Annotated in this window: 8 protein-coding genes and 1 tRNA gene; 6 read left to right on the forward strand and 3 right to left on the reverse strand. The window is 40.7% G+C overall.

Annotated elements, in window-relative coordinates:
• Nucleotides 1-24: 24 nt before the first annotated feature.
• From BIZ36_RS03700 to BIZ36_RS03725, 6 genes are all read left to right on the forward strand, one after another.
• On the forward strand, nucleotides 25-2,283 hold the full coding sequence (locus tag BIZ36_RS03700; RefSeq protein ID WP_187456515.1) for a T9SS type B sorting domain-containing protein: 2,259 nt from the start codon (nucleotides 25-27) through the stop codon (nucleotides 2,281-2,283).
• A gap of 7 nt (nucleotides 2,284-2,290) precedes the next feature.
• On the forward strand, nucleotides 2,291-4,411 hold the full coding sequence (locus tag BIZ36_RS03705; RefSeq protein WP_187456516.1) for a PorP/SprF family type IX secretion system membrane protein: 2,121 nt from the start codon (nucleotides 2,291-2,293) through the stop codon (nucleotides 4,409-4,411).
• Nucleotides 4,412-18,994: a T9SS type B sorting domain-containing protein gene (locus tag BIZ36_RS03710; protein WP_187456517.1), complete on the forward strand. Its 14,583-nt coding sequence runs from the start codon at nucleotides 4,412-4,414 to the stop codon at nucleotides 18,992-18,994.
• Nucleotides 18,995-19,015: 21 nt separating this feature from the next.
• On the forward strand, nucleotides 19,016-19,969 hold the full coding sequence (locus BIZ36_RS03715) for a PorP/SprF family type IX secretion system membrane protein (RefSeq protein ID WP_187456518.1): 954 nt from the start codon (nucleotides 19,016-19,018) through the stop codon (nucleotides 19,967-19,969).
• A gap of 73 nt (nucleotides 19,970-20,042) precedes the next feature.
• Complete coding sequence (gene folB / locus BIZ36_RS03720; protein ID WP_187456519.1) at nucleotides 20,043-20,405, forward strand: dihydroneopterin aldolase; 363 nt, start codon at nucleotides 20,043-20,045, stop codon at nucleotides 20,403-20,405.
• Nucleotides 20,406-20,449: 44 nt separating this feature from the next.
• Nucleotides 20,450-20,523: transfer RNA gene (locus BIZ36_RS03725), tRNA-Cys, on the forward strand.
• A 65-nt stretch (nucleotides 20,524-20,588) separates the two neighbouring features.
• Here BIZ36_RS03725 and BIZ36_RS03730 read toward each other — a convergent pair.
• The 3 genes from BIZ36_RS03730 to rnr form a co-directional block, all read right to left on the reverse strand.
• Entirely contained in the window at nucleotides 20,589-21,266 is a 678-nt protein-coding gene (locus BIZ36_RS03730; RefSeq protein ID WP_187456520.1) for a LysE family translocator, read from the reverse strand.
• A gap of 114 nt (nucleotides 21,267-21,380) precedes the next feature.
• Entirely contained in the window at nucleotides 21,381-22,061 is a 681-nt protein-coding gene (locus BIZ36_RS03735) for a head GIN domain-containing protein (protein WP_187456521.1), read from the reverse strand.
• Nucleotides 22,062-22,116: 55 nt separating this feature from the next.
• Nucleotides 22,117-24,309 carry a ribonuclease R gene (gene rnr, locus BIZ36_RS03740; RefSeq protein WP_187456522.1) on the reverse strand — a complete coding sequence of 731 codons (2,193 nt, stop codon included), beginning with the start codon at nucleotides 24,307-24,309 and terminating at the stop codon, nucleotides 22,117-22,119.
• Between the last annotated feature and the right edge of the window lie 83 nt (nucleotides 24,310-24,392).

Consider the following 24,392-nt stretch of genomic DNA (forward strand, 5'->3'; position numbering starts at 1 on the left):
AGTAACCCAAAACTACCACTACTTATGAAAAAAGCACTCTCTATCACTGGAACAACATTGGTCTTCGCATTTCTGCTTTTGGCCAATTCATCACTGAACGCACAAACAATTGCACTACAGGCCCCAGAGCCTGCAGACAACCCCAACATTGGAGGTAACTCTCCATGGGACAGAGCTTGCGGATCCGCAAGTTTCAATGAATATTTTGTAACCATCAATTGGGTGGGAAGCACCAATTCCAACAATCAATTCATTTTGGAATTATCCGATGCCTCAGGTTCATTTGGATCTGCAACCACGCTATCAACGATAACGGACCAAAACAGCAACTCGGAATTTCTTACCAGTTTTTCACTGGGAACCAATATACAGGGAGACGGGTACAGGATGCGCGTACGTAGTACGAGTCCGGCATCTACGAGCCCGGCATCACCCGCCTATTCCATGTACTACTTGGGGCACACCACCAATTTACACATTAGCCCAGATGGTGATGGATCCACGCCCGGAACGCTTCAAGTTTGTGATGGCGGCAATGTAACACTAACAGTGGACAACATTCCGGCAAACGAGGTTGGTGCTTACCAATATGCTTGGTACAGAAGCGGAACTCCTATTGGTACCGGTCCAAGTATAGTGACCACTGGAAATGGCGAGTACTTCGTATTTATAGATTACGGCGATTGTACGGGTTCTGCGAATACAGAATCAAATCATATTATAATAAATACTGGTACCAGTACAGGAATTGCTGTTAATAATCAAGCCAACACGGCCTTATGTGAGGGCGATGCTGCCCCGGCCCTAGAGGCAAATGTTCAAAATGGTTCCTATACCTATACATGGTACAAGGACGGAAATGTAGTAAGAACGGCCCAAGCAGGAGGATTTAGCTACACTATTGATACCGATGATCCCTCGTTTGCGGGAGATTATACAGTACAAATTCAAGGTGCGGGTATTTGTACGGAGACATCTGCTCCTGTTACCATTACCAATGCAGGTTCGTTTAGTGTAAACAGAATAAACAACCAAAATGTGGTTGTATTACCAAGTCAATCAGAAGCATTAAGCGTTTCTACTGATGCCAATAGCCCAACATACCAATGGTATAGAAATGGCATCGCCATCTCTGGAGCTACAAGCGGTTCATATAATGTAACCCAACAAGGAACTTATTACGCAGCGATAACGCAAACAGGTGGAACCTGTTCTTCTACAACGATCAACTCTGAAGAAACAACAGTAGTTAGTCCGGCTGAATTCCGAATGGAAATTGATTATGCCACAGAATATACCAGTTGTACCAACTCTAGTATGGTCCTAGAAACAGCTACTATTTACGCGGTCCTTGCCGATGGTACGGAATTGGACGTAACCGATGATGTTGCATCGAGCTTTACCTACCAATGGCGTAAAGACGGTACAGCTATTTCTGGCGAAACGGCAAGATCTATAAGTCTTACTACCAATAATGAAAATGGCAATTACAGCGTTGATGGCTCTTTTGCCGGTATAGATACAACCTCCAACACCCTGCCTTTACAGTTGAGCGGAAGTGGCTCCTTAGTCATTTCGAGTTCTAGTACAGTTTATTGCAGTAGTGATGATAACATAAACATTTCAACCGAGACGGATTTAAGTGGAGAAACCTTTGGTTGGCAAAGGAATGGTACAACCATAAATTCTACTGATACCGTGTTGAATGTTTCAGAACCTGGTACTTACAGACTTGTGGTTCAGAAGGGAGAATGCCCAGTGATTTCCAATGAAATCTCAATAACACCTTTGGACCCAGAGCTGATTACGCTTAGTGAGGATGGAGATGTAATTTTCCCTGAAGGAAGCTCTAAAACTGTCACCGCATCAGGTGGTACCGCATACCGTTGGTATGATTCCAATAATAACGAAGTAAGTTCTACGGACTCCTACAGCTTTACTGCTGAGGGTACCTATACATTGGTTGCCACAATAGACAATTGCGAGATAGTAAGAACGATTACCGCAGATTACCTTGACCTATTTAATATACCAAACGTTATAACTCCTAATGGAGATGGAGCAAATGATCAATGGATTATACCCAACTCTTACTCAAATAAATCAGACGTTAACGTAATTATTTATAATGCAAAAGGAAAAGAAGTTCTCAACGCCACCAACTACCAAAACAATTGGCCAGAGAGCTCTACCAGCTTTTCCCAGCAGAACATGGTTTACTACTATGTAATAAAGAACGCTAATGAAACTTTAAAACAGGGAACCATAACCGTCATTAGATAACCAAATCATGAAACTTGCCAAAAAAATAGCACTCATACTTTTTGCTGCCCTAGGTCTCACTAATCTTCAGGCACAAGAAGACGATCCTATTCTCCTTTACAGTCCAGCATCACAAAACCTATTGAAATTCAATAGGTTTTTGATCAATCCTACCTTTTCCACTGTACAGGAAGATAAATCGTACATCAATCTATTACATCGAAACCAATCGGTACAATTTAAGGATAATGACCAAACCTATTTCCTGAGTTATAGCGGTAGAATAGGGGATAGAAGTGGTTTGGGACTTAGTCTTTATACCCAATCAATTGGTCCGGTATCCAATATAGGTGTTTTGGCAAACTACGCCTATGGCATTAAGTTAAGCGAAAAAAGCAATTTTACATTTGGAGGAAACTTGGCCTATTACAGTACAGGATTGGACAGGAACAATGTTGATGTTATTGACTCAGAAGATTTTAGACTGAACGGTACAGAAGATAGCAATGTTCTTTCATTTCAACCGGGGTTCAATATATCCTATGGTCAATTTGATTTTGGTGTATTTGCCGAAAACCTATTTGATTATAATTTGAAAACAAGTGAATCCTTGACAGATTTTGCGGACAAGACCTATTCTGCACATCTGCAATATACCCATCCTTTTACCAATGACTCAGGAATAATGGAAGGTAGCAGATTAATGCCATTGGCCAGAGTAAGAATGAACGGTCAAAACAGATTTGCTTCAGATGACACAGAAGAAACACAGGACATATCCTTTGGTGGAGGTCTCATCTTAGATTTACCCAAAATTGGATGGTTACAAGGCGGATATGACAGTTTTTATGGAGCTTCTGCCGGTGCAGGTTTTAATATCAATAAAAGACTTTCCTTGGGATATACCATGGAAAAAGGATTTACTACAGACTTTGACAACTTGGGGATAACCCACGAAATCTCTTTTGCCTATTCCTTTACTCCTAACCTTACCGAGGATAGAGTAATGCTAGAGGAAGACTACGAAGATGAATTGGCAGATAGCGAAGATATAGATAAAAATGATCTTGCATCCAACGAAGAAATTGCCGAATTGAGGAGAAAACTCGCTGAAAATGATGCCATAATTGAAGAGTTGATGTTCCGTCAAGATTCCATGGAAGCTAGTAGACAAAGGGATTTGGAAAGACGCTTTAACATGGTCATGAGTATGGTTAGGAATGAAACCAATGGAAGTAGACCAGACCTTGAAGACCGTGCCGAGGCCATGTTCCTAGGAAACAAAACAAGACCCGTTGTTGATGCTGAGAACACTACAAAAGACCATAAAATACCAAATAGTACAGAACTAACAAAGGCTGAAAAAGATGCGGTCATCAGGATAACCAAAACCCAAGAACTGGCCAGCAACGATGCCAAGAAAAATGAACCTGTGGCCATTCAAAAGTTAGCTACAAACAGTTCGTCAAAACCTATTAAAAGTAGAAAATTCAAGAATTTAGATGGGGTTCAAGATGGTTACTATGTAGTTGCCAACGTTTATAAAGGCGGCAAATACATGGACAATTTCCTGAACAAAATGACCGATGAAGGTTTTGACCAAACCAATTATATAGACAACCCATCCAACGGACTTAAATATGTGTATTTAAAAAGATTTGATACGTGGGAAGAAGCTGCCAATGCCCACAATAGTCAAATGGACGGTAACTACAATGGGGACCTCTGGATTATGAATGTTGACAATAGATACAGCAATGAGGCCTACGCCAGCAATGTTGATAAACTCAAAGAGAAATCTGCCAAATATGAAAATGATGTGCTTCAGCAAAATGTCATTGTCAAAGATCAAGTTGCCTCTAAGGAATTAACTAGTAAAACTTATAAAATTGATGGTATTGGAAGCGGTTATTATATCATAGCGAATGTATTTGCCAGTCCAAAAAATGCCAATCGGTTTGTAAAACTTTTAAACTCCTATGGGTTAAGCGCAAGCTATTTCATCAACCCGGAAAATAACTGGAGATATGTCTATTTAAAAAGACATGAATCTTGGAACAATGCCCTAATATCCTACTACACCAACCTAAACGATTCGTACAACGACAAGATGTGGATTATGCGAGTCAAACCAAACCTACTGGCATAAATGATACCAAAACTTATTAAAAATATCCTTGCAGGAGTCCTTTTTATGGTCACCTGCACCGTTTTTTCCCAAGAGTATACTTCTTTTACAAGAACATACCCTTCTGGTGATAATTATAGGTATCAAACAAATATTAAGGGGGATCTTACATTTATTTCCAATAGTATCTTAAATAGGGAAGGTGGTACACCTACCACGGAACCAAATGACCCATACAACAATCTAAATACGGACAATAATGATTGGAACACGGAAACAGGAGGTAGGCTGAACTACAATGACTATAAAAATATGCAGTATATAGATGTAGACACCGACCCATCTACCTTTAGTTCCAGTACAGCAACATTTAATTTTCCAAACCCTGATTGTAATCGCATTAGATATGCCGCTTTGTATTGGGCCGCAACTTACCCAAGTGCTACAGCTAATGGTTCCTATACCGCTCCCGGCAATTATACAGAAAATAACATTCCCGTAGGACAAGGAAGACAAAATGATTTCAACCAAGTAAGATTTAGGGTTCCAGGAGGAGCCTACATAAATATTACGGCCGACGAGATTCTTTATGATGGTTTTACCAGCGCGGATTCTTCCGTACGAGAAAATAGCCCCTATGCTTGTTATGCAGATGTTACCAATTTAATTACCCCTTTGGCAAACCCCGCAGGGGACTATACTGTAGCAAACATAAGGGCCACTACCGGAGGACTCACTCCTGGAGGAGGTTCAACAGGCGGTTGGACATTGGTTATCGTATATGAAAATCCAAACCTAACAGGTAAACTAATCACCACTTTTGATGGTTTTGCACGAGTTAGAGATACTGACCAAGTAGATGTTAATTACTCAGGGTTTAATACCATTCCAGCTGGTCCGGTTAGGGCTAACGTAGGGGCGGCCACCTTAGAAGGTGATTTCAGGATTACAGGAGATCGGTTGAGAATTAGAGCTGCCAGCAATGGTGGTTTTACAACTCTAAGCAACGGCGCCAACCCTTCCACCAACTTTTTTAATAGTAACATTACTCTTAATGGCACCGTCACAACTAACAGAAACCCTGCAAGTATAAATACCCTAGGGTATGACACAGATATTTTTTTGGTAAATAACCCCTCCAATTCAGTCATTCCAAACAATGAAACCGCTGCTACTTTTAGGTTTCAGACCAACGGAGATCAATATTATCCATTCTTTAATTCCTTTAATGTTGAGATTATAGAACCGGATATTGTACTTGAGAAACGTGTAGAGGACATTAGTGGTAATGATATTACAGGACAAGGAGTAAATCTTGGTCAGATTTTAGACTATGTTCTCACCTTCGAAAACCTTGGAAACGATGATGCTGCCAATTATACCATTAGGGATATACTTCCCATAAATGTAACCTTGGATGAAAGTAATTTGCAGATGCCCACGGGTACCTCCTACACTTTCAATCCGGCAACAAGGGAAGTCGTCTTTAGTATTCCATCAAATCTTGTTAGGGTAGGTCAACCGGCCTCAAGCATTCGGATGAGGGTACAGGTAGCAGAAAATTGCTTTGATTTTATAGATGCTTGTACTGACCTCATTGAAAATCTTGCTTTTTCCACTTACGAAGGTGTTATAAACGATAACCAAATCACCGATGACCCTAGTGTGTCAGACTTTGATACCTGTGGTTTTGTTACTCCTGGTGCCACCAACTTTCTTTTGGACGACCTTTCTGACTGTAACTTTACGCGTACCGTACAACTTTGTGGGCTAGATGTTACACTTGATGCTGGCGACAATTTTGACGATTATATTTGGGTTAGGGATGACAACAACAATGGTCAAATAGACTCATCTGATCCGGTTCTGAACGATGGAAACCCAGACGGAGACCTAAGCACGCTAGTTGTCAATGACATAGGAACTTATATTGTTGACAAAATAGTTGCAGACCCTTGTAAAGGCTTTAAAGAAATAATTATTGTTGAAAGGTTTGGAACCGTTCAAACCAACCCTATCGTCGATTATTTTAATGGCTTGAACTCCGATGCCGACCCTACGAACGACATTCAAGGGGAAATTGTACAATGTAGCGTAGATGGGGATTTACTTCCTAATATATTCCTTTGTGGTTCAAACGATTCTCAATTATTTCAAATTAATATTACTGACGCCAATCTAACCTGGGAGCGCTTAGATGAATCAAGTTGTCTACCGGCTCCAGATGATTGTGCCAATAAAAATCTTACCTGCCAATGGAACTTTGAAGCATCAGGAAATAATTTTACCGCTACTACGGCAGGAAAATACAGATTGGTAGTTAGCTATCAAAATGGATGTTTCAGTAGATTCTATTTTGATGTTTATCAAAACGAGCTTGACATAAATCACACTTCCAGAGATATCATTTGTAATACCGATGGAAATATTACCGTTACCAATCTAGGAAGTAATTACGGTTTTCAACTCGTTGATGTAGCGAATGGAACCATTGTAGTCCCTTTTAGCGCTAATAACGGACCAAGTTTTGATATTGCAACCAACGGTGCTTACCGAGTTGACATTACTCAGTTGGATAGCTCTGGTAATCCCATACCGAATGCCTGTATATTCAGCACTCCCGATATTGGAATTCTTGATAGGGATTTTCAAGTAGATGTAGAAACTACTCCCGCCAATTGTAATGATCAAGGCACTATTAAAATTGACATTTTAAATGTTGAGCCCAACTATACCTACGTACTTAGAAGAGATGACGGTACCTTGATCGACGATGAAACGGCGAGTACAAATAATACTCATACTTTTCAGGTAAATGAAGGTGATTATATCATTGAAGCGTCAACTGAAGATGGTTGTACTTATACTGAAAACGTACGAGTAGATAGAACTCCTGATCCAACAATTTCAGCCTTGACCATTAGTGATATTGGATGTACGGCAGGGGTTATTCAACTTACAGCCAACAATGGATATCCAAATCCAGATTATAACTATGCTATTTGGAGTAGAAATGGAGTGAACCTTTACCCTGATGTAGCTTCAATTCCAGGTGATGCATACGATACCGATCCTAATTTCATATTTGGTTGGAGAGATACCGATGCAGATGGTATTGATGAATATTTTGCTGGAGAAGCTGGTACCTACTCCTTCGTAGTCGTTGATGGCAACAACTGTTTTGCTTTCTCCAACGAGGTGACCATAAATGATAATGGTACCATGAGTATCGATTCCGTTAGTGAAACCCAACCTTCCTGTAGTGGTGATGCCGATGGGGAAATTGTAGTGAACATAACAGGTGGAACAGCCCCGTATCAATATAGTATTGATGGTGGTACCACCTACCAATCTACGCCCACCTTTGTAAATCTTTCCGCAGGAAGTTACGCCATTAGAGTATTGGATAGCTCTGGATGTGATCAATCTCAGACCCATGTTTTGAGCGAACCATTTCCATTAAGTGCTTCAACAGGTGTTTCAAGAGATGCTACTTGTGACCCCAATGGGGCAGAGGTAAGGGTAACCAATGTTACCGGCGGTTCAGGAACTTATCAATATAGCTTTGATGGTGGTGTCACCTATGGTGCATCAAGTGTTGCAGTTTTACCTCCAGGAGATTATACTGTGATTGTTGATGATGGGTCATGTGAATTTCCAATGACCGTTACCGTAGAAGATGTACCTGATGAACCTGAAGTAACATTGACTCCTGAAGTGAGTTATAATTGTGATGGAACAGGCACTATAACGGCCACACCAAATATTGCTACTTACAACTATACCTATGCGCTTGACGGTGTTCTCAATTCACCTGACCCAACTAGCAATGTTTTTAATAATGTTACACCAGGCACCTATACCGTAACCACATTCTATACTTCGCAAACACCTCCAACTCCGAGTATTCTATTAAGCGAAGATTTTGGTAGCGGAGAAACCATCCCTAGTCCAAATACAAGTGGCTATACTTATGAAGATCAAACTTCCGATCCTCCTGGGGATGCAAACAGCAATATTAATGATTTTGAGTATTCAGTAACCAGTGACATCGTTGCTCCCTTTGGTTCTTGGTTAAGTCCGATTGATCATACCACCGGTACGCGTGCAAGTCAAGGTAGGTATTTGGTGATGAATGTTGGAACACCTACTCCTTCGCAAATCATATATTCTAAACAAATCAACGACGTAATCCCTAATCAAGATTTAAGCGTTTCGCTTTACATTCTAAATTTAATGCGTCAGGGTAGAAGTGGCCTTGATCCCGACTTAACCATAGAAATTAGGGAGGCCGGAACAACCAACGTTATCCAATCCATCAGAACAGGTATCATACCAAAAAATACAGGACCTAGTGACTGGGTAGAATTTACCGCGACCCTGAATCCAGGTGCGAATACCACGCTAGATTTTGTTATTAGATCGGAAATTACTGGTAATAACGGTAATGATTTCGTTCTTGATGATATTACGGTACACCAGGTGCCAGAAGTTTGTGAGCAATTTGTTGAAACCCCGGTTACCGTAGTTGCAGGTAATGTATTTACAGCCTCTATTACTAGTGCTACCAATGCCACTTGTAACGGCGATACAGATGCCACTCTTACTATAGAAGCAGAAAATTTTGATGCCGTTGCCGGATTTGAATATTCAATCAACGGAAGTGCATTTATTAATGCTACCACTTCACCGGTTACCACTTCGACACCATTAGGTGCCGGCAACCATACCATTGTGGTGAGAAAATCGGATGAAATTACGTGTTCAAGAACACTTACACATACCATTTCGGAGCCGACAGCGGTAGTGGCCAGTGCTTCCGTTACCACCGAACTTACTTGTACCAACGGTGGTGCAACCATTACTGCCAGTGTTACAGGTGGTACACCAGGTTACGAATATCAATTAGAAGATAACTTGGGAGGCACCATAGCCGGTTTTGACTTTGTCTCCAACGGCAATAATACCGTTTTTACAGGATTAGCGGCAGGAGATTATATAGTTCGTGTAAGGGATGTCAATTTATGTGAGGATGCTATTGATGCCTCCCTAACGATTAGCCCTATTGACCCTATTGCCTATACCGTAACTCCAACGGCCTGCTATCCTGGTGGAAATACAGCCATTATTCAAGTTGATGTGACCAGCGGTAACGGAGATTATACCTTCAGCCTGAACGGAAATCCTTGGGTAGCACCTTCACCAAGTACTGCTACCACCTATACTTTTACCGGACTGTACAACGGCACCTACACCATTAATGTTCAAGATGGTCTTGGCTGCACCGGAACTTTAGAAACGATTACCATTGATCCACAATTGACGGTAAGCGCTTCCGCACCTAACATTACAGCCTGCGCCACCTCAACCGATATTAGTATTAACGCAACAGGCGGGGACAACAATTACGTATATGCCGTTGTGCTAAACGGAACTCCTGTTGTTGATGGTGATTTTAACAATACCAATCCGGTAAGCGTTTCTACAGCTGGGGATTATGATATTCATGTAAGGGACAACGGTGGCAATGCTGGTTATTGTACTGCGGTTCACACCCTTACAGTAGTTCAGGATACGCCTATTGTATTTACTCCAACACCCACCGACGTTAGCTGTTTTGGTGGTACTGATGGTTCTATAGCTATTGTGGTGGATTCGGGTGGTAATGCTCCTTTTATGTACAGCATTGATAATGGAGCAACCTATGTTACCGGAGATTCCTTCCCTAACTTATCCGCTGGAACTTACCCAGTACGGGTCAGGGATTCCAACAATTGCGAATCCGTTGTACAAAATGTTACCATAAATGAACCCGCACAGATAGTTGCGGAAGCTACACTTACACAAAATTATACCTGTACCACGGATGGAGAGATTACTGTTGGTAGTATAACTCCAACTTCTGGTGGTTCTGGAGATTATCAATACAGCATCAACGGAGGTGCTTGGACGGCCTCTACCACTGGCGGTCATACATTTACCTCTCTAACCGATGGTACTTATAGCATACGCGTTAGGGATACCAATGCTACCACGTGTGGAATTACTTTGGCAGATATTATTATTGCGCCGCTACCTGTAGAACCTACGCTTTCAACCTCTGTGGTCTATAGTTGTAATGGTACTGGCACAATTACGGTTTTACCTAACGACCCATCTTATACCTATAGTTTGAATGGGGGCACGGCGCAGCCATCCAATATTTTTGCCAATGTGGCCGTAGGTCTTCATACTATCACTGTAAATTACGGAAGCAACTGTACAGTTGACACCAATGCCAACATAGAAAACGGGCATGCTTTTGAAGCGAACATTGTTTCGTTTGAAAATTTGGATTGTAACGCAGATGGTTCAGGGACGATTACCATTGATGCGGATAATTATGGTGTAGGTGGTTTTGAATATAGCGTTGATGGCAACCCCTTCGTAGGTCCATTTAGTGCCGCCGAGCAAATCACAGGTTTAGCAGCTCAAGCTTATACTATTGTAGTGCGTGATGTTGATAATCCAATAGCCGGTTGTAGCGCTACATTGAATCAAACTTTAACCGAGCCAACTCCCGTAGTTACTACCGCATCCATTACGGAACAATTTACATGTGACAATACGGGAGCTACTATAACTGCTTCAGCTTCAGGAGGAACACCTGCTTATGAATACCAACTAGAGGATACTTTAGGAAATCCCATAGCAAGTTATGATTTTGCCACCAACGGAAATAATGCTGTATTTACAGGATTAGCAGCAGGAGATTACATTGTAAGAGCGAGGGATACCAATGGTTGTAGTGATCCTATTGATGGCCCTATTTCGGTAACGGCCCCTGCAGTTCCCACTTTTACAACAACCGAAACCGCATGTTATGCAGGCGCCAACGATGCCACCATACAAGTAGATGTAACGGCAGGAAACGGTAATTATACTTTTAGTTTGGATGGTGGTCCGTTCATTACACCTAATCCAAGTACAGCAGTAACTTACACCTTTGAAAATTTATCGAACGGCACTTATACTATTGATGTAAGGGATGGTTATGGTTGTATGGCCGTACAACAAACGGTGACCATTGAACCTCAGTTAGTAGTATCAATAGATATTGACGAAATTAGTTCTTGTAATGATGGAACCATTACGGTTAATGCTACCGGTGGCGATGGAAGCTACGTATACGCCTTTGTACCCGCCAACACCAGTCCGTCGGGGCTTTACGGTGCATCCAACACCTTTACGGTCACTAATGCGATGACAACAGCAAATCCGGCAGGGTTTGATGTGTATGTACAAGATAATGGTGGAACAGCTCCTGTTTGTTCTTTCTTGCAGGAAGATATCATTTTTACCCCATCGACACCTTTGACCGTATCTGGTACCCCAACGGATCCAGAATGTTATGATGGCTTAGGTTCTATTGATGTGACCGTAGGTGGTGGAAATGGACCATTTACCTATCAACTGGTGGATCTAAGTCCGGCAGACGGTATCGACTACGGAAACACCAATACCAATGTATTCACCAGCACCCTGACCTTTAATGGTATTGGGGTAGGGGATTATGAAATTACCATTACTGATGAAGATAGCTGTACTGTAACCTCATCTACCATTACCATTAATAATGCCGTAGAAATTACGGCGGATATCAACCCTATTTTACCGGCTGCGTGTAACGATCCGGACCCAAACGAATATGGGTTTGAATTTGATAACGTAGTAACACCTACCGGTGGAACCGTTGAATACAGTCATGATGGCGGTACAACATGGCAATTGTCCAATGAATTAAGAGGGCACGTTTCAGGTACAGAGGTATTCCCTTCTATTAGAGTTACTCTTCCTAGCGGCACTGTTTGTCAGCGAGATTTTGACAGGTATATTATTCCATATCCATTGGATAACCTAGATATCAGTATAAGTGCCATCGTAGTAAATTGTAACGACCTTCAAGTTCGTGTACAAGGTACTGCTGGTGTTGCACCATACGAATATGCCTATTCTGAAGATCCAGCAAATTTTGATCCTTTAACAACAACATGGCAACCGGGAAGTGCTACTGATTCTAGTGGAAATGCAGTACCGGCAGGTCATGGTGCTTATACTTGGATGGGCCTAACGCCTGGTAGAACCTATGTATTCTATGTAAGGGATGCTACAGGTTGTGTGCGTCAAAGCCTTATCAACGTTAACGATCTTATCACCAGACCCATTGAAATTACTGAAGTAGTAACCCCAACCTGTTTTGGAGGTTCTACGGGTGAAATCGAATATACCCTCAACCCAGGAACGCCAAGTAGCCATATGAGATGGGAGTTCTTTGAAGTTGGCAATCCAATTGCCTTACAGACTAGTGGTGGTAATATTTTATATAACAATACCATTAACATAACAGGATTGACGGAAGGGGAGTACTACATAGAAATCGTACAATCCGATGGTACCACAGATTCTTGTACCGGCGGTAGTGAAAACAGTTACTTAAACGAATTAAACGCTTTAAACGGAACGCCAAACGCTACTAGGGATATTTCCTGTAACCTCCCTGGATTAATTACCATAGATAACATTACCGGAGGTGGCGGTGCTCCTTATACCTTTGATGTAACAGGTCCAGCAGGTTTTTCCGCTATGACCGGAGTAACCACCAATCCTATTGAAATTCCAGTGAATTCACCAGCAGGTAATTATACGGTTACCATGTACGATCAATACAATTGTTCGGTTACGATGGCTCCTATCAATCTTGATCTATCACCAAATCCGACCATTGATTCAGTTACCCAAGATAATTGTGCTACTCCTATAAGTCTAACCGCTGTAGGTAATTCCGCAGCCGGAAACCTTCGGTATGCCATTGTCGCTGCCGGAAACCCAGCACCTAGTACGTATATCGACAATGGAGGTGTTTTCAATAATGTAACCCCAGGTGATTACGATGTGTATGTTATGGATGGTAACGGATGTATAGCTACACAACCTTCTTATACCGTTCACCCTGTACTTTCAGCCGATGTACAGCTAACGAAATTATTGGATTGTACCGCTTCCCCAGATGCTGTTATCAGCATTGAAGCTTTGGCAGGTTCTGGCAGCTATGAATATTCAATCACCAATACAGCAGGGGCACCGGCAGTTGCACAGACCGCCTTCCCAAGTAATCCTTTTGATTACAATGCTCCCTTGGCAGGTGATTATACCGTTACCATTTACGATACCAATACCCCTAATAGCGCCACTTGTAATAGAGAATTTACCATTTCGGTACCAGCTAGAATAGAACCTATTGTAGATACGATTACCACGACTGATGTCACCTGTAATGGCGATTCCGATGGTACCATTACCATTAGTGTCACTAATACCCCAATAGGCCCATTTACCTTTGAAATAACCTCATTTGACGGGGCGGCTACAAGTATTTTGCCAAGCAGTACCACAGCAAATACGGCGACCTTTACCGGTCTTGCCCCAACAACAACACCCGCCGGTTATATTATTACTATTACGGCCGCTGCTTCCAATAACTGTACGGTTGATAGTAGCTCTATTACCATTGCAGAACCAGCACCTATTGCGGTAACCATGGCACCAACGGTGGAGTTTGCCTGTGTGGTAGGTAACAATGAAAACAATGCCAGCATTACGGTTCAAAATACAACTGGAGGTTCCAATAATTTTGTGAGGTATGAATTCATTAATGACCTTGCTCCGGGAACACCAGTTCAAGATGGTCCGGATGCTACTTACGTAGAAACGAATTTTGCAGGTGGGAACTACACCATCAACGTTTATGACGATAATGGGTGTGTAGGAACTACTACGGCAAGTATCGCACCTTTTGATGAATTACAATCGGCTACGGTTACCATAAATCAAGCCATTACCTGTTTAACGGGAGAGGAAATTACCATCAATGCCTTTGGTTCCATAACGGATTCAAGTACTCCTGCGGGTCTTGCCAATTACGAATTTAGACAATTGCCGAGTGGAACTTTCCAGGCATCCAATGTCTTCAGCAATTTACCTACGGGAAGCCATACATTTGAAGTTAGAAATGTAAATACCAATTGTATCATTTCCGTTTCCCATACAGTTGGAGAACCTAATAATTTTGAGATTTCGGTGACTACTACAGATGTGGTATGTCATGGAACGGATGGTACCGTAAGCTTTACTATTTCTGATGCCATAAATCCATATGCAGGCGGATTTACATGGCAAATTTATAATTCACAAGGAACAGCCACTACGGCCGACGATACCCTTATTGCGGCTGCTAATGGTGTTTCTGCAGGGGTAGGTCCCACAACACTATTTGCTATTGGGGCAGGGGAGTACCGCGTTGAAATCACCCAAGATTCCAATCCGTTCTGTGTGTCTTCAGAACTTTTCAATATTGCGGGTCCAACAGACCCAATTTCGGCTAACACAGATGTAACAGAAGTTACTTGTCTGAGTAATGACGGAGTTATTGAAATTATAGACGCTCAAGGCGGATGGGGAGGCTACACCTATTTTGTCGCTCCAACGACTGATCCAGCTCCTACCTATCCAGGTAGTTATTTGGCTAACCCCGGATTTACAGGTCTAGCCGGTGCGCCGGGTGCTGGAATTGATTATCAAGTTTGGGTTGCCGATCAAAACGGATGTGAATTCCGTTTACCGGATGTAAATCTGGTCGACCCCGCTCCGATTACAGCTGATCTAAGAATCAATCAACCTAACTGTACCAGTTTAGAAGGTGAAATTGAGGTAATCAACGTTTTGGGTGGTCAAGGAAGCAATTACAGCTATCAACTACAGATTTTTAATTCAGGAACATCTACCTATGATAACCTACGTTCTGTACAGACCAATCCTATTTTTAGTGGTTTGGGTGCCGGTCAATATCAAGTAATCGTAAGCGACCAATGGAATTGTTCTGCCACAACATCGGCAAGTATCGAACTTTATGAGCCAATTGTTCCTTTGGCCACGGTGGTAAAAACGATTGACTGTTCTACCACAGATCCAGGAGGTCAAATAACTATCACTCAAACTGGTGGTTCGGGTAGCTTCGATTATGTGGTTCTATATCCTGATGGCGTAACTACCGACACCAATACAACAGGCATATTTACTGGTTTGACCCAAGATGACACGATTGGAGAATACATTTTCACCATTACCGATCAAGAGGTTAACCACGCTTGTAGTACGACTATTAGACAAAGCCTTGCTCCTGAGGTAATACCGGTTATTAATGTAGATAATTTTACCAACGTTACTTGTAACGGTGCCAATGATGGTACTATTACCGTAAGTACTACGGATAGTGGGGTAGGACCTTATACCTTCAGGATAATTGCCGGTAACGGTAGTACACCAGGTTCACCTATCCTTCCAACAACTTCAAGTAATACCGCGGCGACATTCACCGGTTTAACAGGAAGCACGGCAGGAATTACTTATACCGTGGAAGTAAGAGGTGCCAATAATTGCGCTATTACAACCGATGTTTCCATTACGGAAGAAGACCCTATTACAGTAAATGCTATTTCTATAGTACAATACGGTTGTACCGCTGGCAACAATACGAACAACGCCACAGTTTCCTTTACAGGAGTAACAGGTGGAACAGGCACTTATGTTCGGTATGTATTCATTAGAGATGGAATTGTTGTACAAGATGGTGCCAATACTATTTATAACGAAACCGATGGTCTAGGTGGCAGCTATGAACTAAGGGTTTATGATGATGCAGGATGTTCAGCAATTTCTGCTTCCGATGTGGTAATTCCTTTTGTAGAAATAACCGATCCCGTGGTAACTACCACCCAAGATGCCGCTTGTAATCCTTTGAACAACGCAGAAATTGAAGTTGGTATTACCATAAATCCGGCGACGGCTACACCAAATTTGGAGTACGTAGTCGAAGGAATTAATGTAGTCTATTTACAGACCATTAATTCTAGTAATGATACCGAAACTTTTACTGGTTTAGAATTTGGAAACTATAGAGTCACTATTACCAATTTGGATACAGGTTGTGTATTGGAAACAGTGCATTCTGTTGAAGATCCAGACGTGATAGAAGTAGTCGCTACCAAACTTACCGATGAAGAATGTTTAAATGATGGAGTAGATGATGGAAGTTTCAGTATTGCTATCAACAACTATACTGGGGCATATATCTACCAAGTTTATGATGTTAATGATAATCCTGTAGCCGGCTATGCAGGAACAGGAAATACCTCCACAGCCTTGGCTCCATTCACCAATTTACCAGGTGGTATCTACTATGTAAGGGTAACAGCTACGGATGCTCCACGATGTGAAGATGATTCCAACACCATTACCATTCTTTCACCTAGTGCACCTATTACCGCCACTATTAGAGAGGAAGCCAATGTAACTTGTTCCAATGATGAAGGAAGTATTTTCGTTGATCCAACAGGTGGAGTAGGACCATATACCATCCGTCTTGAAAATAACACCACCTCACAGGTTTATACAGAAACTAATGTGGAAGCCTTTATTTTTACAGGTCTTTCAGCAGGTGATTTCCATGTGACAATAACAGATGCTTACAGTTGTGTTCTTTCTGATAACATCACGCTAATAAGGCCAGATGATATTATTGCCAGTATTTCTGCAACTACCTTAAGTTGTTTTAATGACAATACAGCAAGTGTCACAGCTATGGTTGATCCTAGAAATATTACTCCTGTTTATCAGTATCAATTGAATGTATATGATGATGCTGTTGGTTCAAATCTATTAAGAACTTCGGCACCTCAATCTAACGCTACCTTTAACGGATTGGCAGCAGGATTCTATAGCATCACCGTGACTGACGACGTAAGTTGTTCCGATGAGACTTTCATTGTAGAAATTGTAAATCCTTCGGAAGTAATGGCTCAACTGATCAGAACAAGTCCGTTGACCTGTACTACGGGAGTAGAATTTGAATTGAGTGCTTCTGGTGGAAGCGGTACTTACGAATATAGCGACGACGATACTACGTGGTCGCCTATGACCGGTAATAGTGTAAACCTCCCGCTTTCAGGTATGTTATCTGCAGGTACTTATAGATATTACGTAAGAGATGCGGTAAATATGTGTACCGCCGTACTATCGAATTCCATTGAGGAAGATATGATTGATCCGTTAACATTAACGGTAGACACTTCGGCGGCAGTGATTAACTGTAACGGCGACAATACTGCCACTATTTATGCAGATGCCGAAGGCGGATTAGGTAACTATCAATACGAATTGTATACGGATGCTACCTTAAATCCCGCGTCAAGAATTGCAGGTCCACAACCTCTGGGTGAGTTCAGAAATCTTTTTGCTGGTACTTATTATGTAAATGTATACAGCGAAGATTGTACTACTCCTGCTCAAAGAGTGGATATTACAGAACCTACTCCATTGGAATATACAGATGACATAATCAACGTAACTTGTAATGGAGAGGAAGACGGTCAAATAACTGTTACCCTATCGGGTGGTGCAGGAAATTATCAATACTCCATTTCACCAAACCTTGATAGATTTGATGATGAAAACGTCTTTGAAGATTTAGCTCCTGGTGACTATACAGTAATTGCCCAAGATGGTAACGGTTGTTTTATAGAATTACAATATACCATTGCAGAACCTAGCATTATCGAAATTGAGGCAACAGTATTGCCCGAAGTTTGTGTGGGAGAAGAAAACGGTTCTATAGAATTAACTATTACTGGCGGGACCGCTCCTTACAGTACGCGTTTAGCAAATGAATCTACTTTTGTTCAGGATCGAACGCAAATTTCAGGCTTAGCCGCAGGCGATTATATAATCTTTATCCAAGATGCCAATGGTTGTGAGGAGAATTTATTTGTAACAGTTGAACCGGGTGTAAATCTTAACGCTATCATTGAGCCAGTATATGGATGCAATGGAGATACGGCAAACAATTATGTGAACATACTATTGGAAGACGAAAGTATTTCAGATGAGGTATTGTACGGTCTTGATACCACTGACCCGGCTGAAATGCAATTGAATCCTTTCTTTAGGGATCTAAGCTCTGGCACACATTACATTGCTATTTCACACGAAAACGGATGTATAGTTACCCACGAGTTCGAAATAGAGCATTTTGAACCCTTGGCACTGACCCTTTCACAAGGTAATATAAATGAGATTGTGGCAACTGTTACTGGTGGAAGAGAAGAGTATACGATTTACTTTGGAGATACTGACAATGGTTCTGATAATACGTATTATATCAACAGAACCGATACTTATGTAGTAACCGTGGTTGATGCCAATGGTTGTGAGGTATCTGCCAGTATTGAAATGGAGTTCATAGACATTGATATTCCTAATTTCTTTACCCCAAATGGAGATTCGGAAAATCAATTCTGGAAGCCTAAAAATGATGAAGGCTTCCCCCAGATACTAACCATAATTTTTGATCGTTATGGTAGAGAGGTGTACCGATTAGGTGCCGGAGATCGTGGCTGGGACGGAACGTATCAGCAGAAGGAATTACCAACCGGAGATTACTGGTACGTAATAAAACTTAGAGGTGAAAATGATGACCGAGAGTTTGTTGGACACTTTACCCTATATCGATAAAAATCTTAACCTAACTAAACCATGCGCAAAATACTATGGCCCTTGTTGCTCTTTATGGGCATCATAACCACAAAAGCCCAAGAGCTCAATTCACCACAGCTCTCCCAATATTTAGCGGACAACCCCTTTGTTCTGTCCCCCGTATATGCAGGTATTGGAGATCACGTTAAAATTAGACTTAACGGACTTACGCAGTGGGTGGGTATTAAAGATGCTCCGCAGACACAGTCATTGGCAGCGGATATGCGTTTGGGAGAAAAATCAGGTATTGGTGTATTTTTGTACAACGATAAAAATGGATATACCAAACAACAAGGTGCACGTGTTTCTTTTGCCCACCACTTAACCTTGGATCGTTATGACGATGAATTCTTATCCTTCGGTATTTCATATAATTTTAACCAATTTAGGATTGATATCGATGAATTTATCGATGCAAATTTAGATCCAGGGGTCATTAACAATAGGCAGACCAGCAACCATAATTTTGATGTGGGTGCCATGTACCGCTATGGTAAATTTTACCTAAGTGCCAATGCCTCCAACCTATTGGGCAAAGATCCAAGTAATTTTACATTTAATGCGGATGAACCCAACGAACTAAGAAATTACTATGTGTACACAGGTTACAGGTATAGAAAGAATAAAAATTCGGATTTAGAAATCGAACCCTCTTTACTTTTCAAGGTTTTTGAAAGTGATGGTCGTTCAGAAACCGATTTGAACCTAAAATTTAGATGGTATGATTTTGAAGATTACTATTATGCAGGTGTTAACTATCGTTTCTTAAATGACCAAATAGGTAGTCCATTATACATTGCACCCTTTGCGGGTTTAAAGAAGAACAACTTCTACTTTGGTTATTCTTATCAAATAATACTTAATGAAATTATTACGTATAGTACAGGTACCCATGTTGTTACTATAGGAGTAGATCTTTTCCAAGGTTTGAGTAACTGTCGTTGTACATACTAAGCAACTTTCTTACAGGCTATTTTATACCCAACCTTTTAGGAGTTTAATGTAATTTTGCAAAAAATTATCCATCTTGGGAAAAGTTAAAGTAGAGAACATTCGGGTATATGCCCATCACGGATGTTTAAAGGAAGAAACAGCCATTGGTAGTGAATACAGGGTAGACATTTCCGTTGATGCCGATCTTGCCACGGCATCGGTTTCAGACCGCTTATCTGATACTGTAGATTATGTGCATATCAATCACATTGTTAAAGAGGAAATGAAAATACCATCCAAACTATTGGAACATGTGGGGCATAGGATCATCACCCGAATTTTTAATGAAATACCCGTTGTAGACGCCGCACAGGTCTGGGTATCAAAAATTAATCCGCCTATTGGTGGGGATGTAGAAAAAGTTACCGTAGTTCTAGAAAAAAAAAGAATCGCTTAGGTTTTACATTATCCAAGAAACAACTTACCTTTGCGCTTGCAAATGGCATCGTGGCCGAGTGGCTAGGCACAGCTCTGCAAAAGCTTGTACAGCGGTTCGAATCCGCTCGATGCCTCCAAAAAACCCTGATTTCTAGTAGATATCAGGGTTTTCTTTTTTACAAATACCTTTATTTTTTAGGAATTAATCAAAATGGCCAAGTTCAATTCTTTCTATACCATCTTCAATATTGAATTGATCTTTAGGTAAAAAGCCTTTTATGATAAGTACTATTCCACAAATAATTAAAATGACTCCAAGACCTCTTTTTACCCAAGAGATACGTTCAAAAGTAAGTTTCTTTTTCAATTGTTTGGCTAGCAATATCTTTACAATATCCATGGCAAAATAGGCACCTAACATGCTACCAAAAAAAACGAACAGCCTTTTGGGTTGGTTATCTAAACTGGGGCCAACAACTATCAATAGACCCAACCAAAAAATAAGAACACCAATATTGATAAAATTCAACAAAAACCCTTTTACCAAAAGTCCCAAATAACTACGTTTGCTGGCCTTGATTTTATCCTTGATTTCTTTTTTAGGCTTTTTAAAAAAAGTAATTATTCCATATACCAAAAGAATGACGCCTCCAAAAACGTATAACCCTGGTTGGTTACTTAAATTTTCCAATAATTGAAAACTACTAAAATAGGCGATGGCCAGAAAAAGGATATCCGCTATAATCACCCCTAGGTCAAATACCAAAGCCGCACGGAAGCCTCTAATGGCACTGGTCTCCAACAGCACAAAGAAGACAGGACCAATCATAAAGCTTAATAATAAGCCTAATGGAATTGCTGCCTGTACGTCTTCTATCATTCTCAAAAAAAATTAAAATAATAAATAGACCTTACGGTAATGGACAACTACCGAAGATTTATCATACTTAAGATCGGTTGATTTTATCCAATAGCAGGATAAGATGGTATAAAATTACATACGAGTTACCGTACCACCAAAAACTGTTTTCTCGTCCATTTTAGCCGGATCACCATAAACTAAAACCTCACCTCCTGCCTTAACGGTAGCTTTTACATAATCTGAAGCATATATTTCTGCCCTAGAACCTGCATTTACGTTCACGGTAGAGAATTTGGTCTTTAATTCCTTTCCCTCGTAAATACCGCCTGTATTGATGGCAACATCCTGTAGGTCTGAAGTTCCTTTGGTAGCTATGACTCCACCGGTAACTGTTTTAATTAAAAGTTGTTCTACCTGAGCATCAATTTCCAGTTCCCCACCTTCCTGCGCCTTTAACTCAAGTATATCCTGTTGAAGTGTTTGTTCACTTGTTATTCTAGCATCTTCATTAACATCTATAATGACTAATTTGTCTGTATAATAAAGGTCGACAAAGGTTTTATACCCACTAAAAATCTTATCCAATTGCATGCGGATTTTTAAAATCCCATCATTATTAACAATGGATACTTTCTGAATATTCTCACCGGTAATTACAGCTTTGTTCGTATCGGATTTAATCAACTTTACGGAAATTCCGTCAAAAGCTTTTACCTCCGTGAACCGGGTAAGTTCCTGTGTTAATTTAGAATCTTGAGCCTGTAGCCAAAGACCGCCAAAAAAAACAAGCGTACATAAAAAGAACTGCTTCATGAGGTTTTTAGGTTGATTTGTTACTGTTAAAACAAAATCTATTCCAAAAAAAGTCCTATTGCCCGTGCTTTCCCAATAGGGAAAAATCCAAATGCCTTTTGATGAGATCGGTATCTTTTACCATGACCACAACTTCATCTCCCAGCTGATAGGTTTTCTTGGTGCGTTCACCAACAATTGCGTATTCTCGTTCATCAAAGATATAATAATCCCCTTTTATATCACTGATGCGAACCATTCCTTCGCATTTATTCTCAATAATTTCTACATAAATTCCCCATTCCGTTACACCACTAATAACCCCAACAAACTCTTGGTCTTTATGGTCTTCCATAAATTTGATCTGCATATATTTAATGGAGTCCCTTTCCGCACTGGCCGCTAAATACTCCATATCCGAAGAATGTTTACATTTTTGTTCGTACACTTCAGCTTTGGCAGTATCCCCGCCATCCAAGTAATGCTGCAGTAACCTATGAACCATAACATCAGGATATCTTCTAATGGGAGAAGTAAAATGGGTATAATAGTCAAAGGCCAAACCATAGTGACCAATATTGTCCGTAGTATAAATGGCCTTGCTCATACTGCGAATGGCCAAGGTATCTACTAAATTTTGTTCTTTTTTACCCTTCACATCTTCCAGAAGCTGATTTAAGGAGTTGCTAATGGACTTTTTATCCTTAAAGTTAAGCTTATGACCAAACCTAGAAATTATACCGTTTAAGGCCATTAATTTGTCTTCATCCGGATCATCATGCACCCTGTACACAAATGTTTTCTCCGGTTTTTGCTTTCCAATAAACTCTGCAACTTTTCTATTGGCCAATAACATAAACTCTTCAATAAGTTTATTGGCATCCTTGGATTCCTTAAAATAGACCCCAATAGGTTCACTTTCTTCATTTAGGTTAAAACGAACCTCCACCTTATCAAAGGAAATGGCCCCTTTTTGCATGCGTTGATTACGCATGATTTTTGCCAGTCTGTCCATTTCCAGAGTTGCCTCTACAACTTCCTCCAATACAGAATAAGGTTTGTCACGTATGGAAACCTCTTCTGGAATATCTCCATTTTTAGTTTCTATGATATGCTGCGCTTCCTCATACGCAAATCGTTCATTGGAATTGATTACTGTTCTACCAAACCATTGGTTCTTAATACCCGCATTTTTATCCAATTCAAATATGGCAGAAAAAGTATATTTCTCCTCGTGAGGTCTTAAGGAGCATGCGTTATTGGAAAGTACTTCTGGAAGCATAGGAACTACTCTATCCACTAAATAAACCGAAGTGGCACGTTCATAAGCTTCATCTTCTAAAATAGTATCCGGTTGTAAATAGTGGGAAACATCAGCTATATGAATTCCTACTTCATAATTTCCGTTTTCTAAAACCTGAAAGGACAATGCATCATCAAAATCCTTTGCATCCTTGGGATCTATTGTAAAAGTAAGTACCTCACGCATATCCCTTCTTTTGGCTATTTCATCTTCCTTAATGGAAGTATCCAACGTATCTGCAAAACGTTGAACTTCCGTTGGAAATTCATAAGGTAACCCATATTCGGCCAAAATGGCGTGAATTTCAGTATTGTGTTCACCTGGTTTACCTAGTACTTCAATCACTTTCGCATAGGGAGAATCAACATCATCTGGCCAATTATCAAACTGGACCACTACTTTGTCCCCATCTTTAGCATCTCCGCTTTTTCCTTTGGGAATAAAGAAATCCGTGTACATTCTAAAGTCTGTAGGTCGCACAAACGAAAAGGCTTTTTGCTCTTCCAAAATACCCACGAACTCCGTTTTTTTTCGCTCGAGCACTTTGGTAATCTCCCCTTCCAATTTTTTTCCTTTCCTTCTGGGGTAGACATAAATTTCAACGGTATCACCGTGAAACGCTTTTTTAATTTTATTGAATGGCACAAAGACATCATCCTCAAACCCTTCCACTATAATATAGGCATTACCGCGCCCTGTTAAATCTACAGTACCTGTATGGTACTTTTTAGTACTCTCAACAGCTCTATATTTTCCCCTTTCTTCTTCTACAATACGGTTAGACTGTTTGAGTTCACCCAATCGCTTGATCAACTGATTGCGATCTTGGGTATTATCTAAACCAAGTTGAGAAGCAATCTGCTTGTAATTATACGTTTTATTAGGGCTCTTCTCTAAAATTGTAAAGATACCTTTGGTAATCTCGTTCTTTCTATGATTTCTAGCTTTCTTCTTTTTCTTGGACATTAAGTATTTCTTATATAATGGAAAATTACAAATTATAATCCATTAGCTTCATTTTATCAGTAATCCTATCTTAAGTAATTGTT

This window comes from Cytophaga sp. FL35 (genome assembly GCF_014349235.1).
Classification (GTDB): Bacteria; Bacteroidota; Bacteroidia; order Flavobacteriales; family Flavobacteriaceae; genus Euzebyella.

Coding starts and splice junctions, on each gene's coding strand:
- BIZ36_RS03700 (WP_187456515.1), top strand. CDS start 25: ATGAAAAAAGCACTCTCTATCACTGGAACAACATTGGTCTTCGCATTT.
- BIZ36_RS03705 (WP_187456516.1), top strand. CDS start 2,291: ATGAAACTTGCCAAAAAAATAGCACTCATACTTTTTGCTGCCCTAGGT.
- BIZ36_RS03710 (WP_187456517.1), top strand. CDS start 4,412: ATGATACCAAAACTTATTAAAAATATCCTTGCAGGAGTCCTTTTTATG.
- BIZ36_RS03715 (WP_187456518.1), top strand. CDS start 19,016: ATGCGCAAAATACTATGGCCCTTGTTGCTCTTTATGGGCATCATAACC.
- BIZ36_RS03730 (WP_187456520.1), bottom strand. CDS start 21,266: ATGATAGAAGACGTACAGGCAGCAATTCCATTAGGCTTATTATTAAGC.
- BIZ36_RS03735 (WP_187456521.1), bottom strand. CDS start 22,061: ATGAAGCAGTTCTTTTTATGTACGCTTGTTTTTTTTGGCGGTCTTTGG.
- rnr (WP_187456522.1), bottom strand. CDS start 24,309: ATGTCCAAGAAAAAGAAGAAAGCTAGAAATCATAGAAAGAACGAGATT.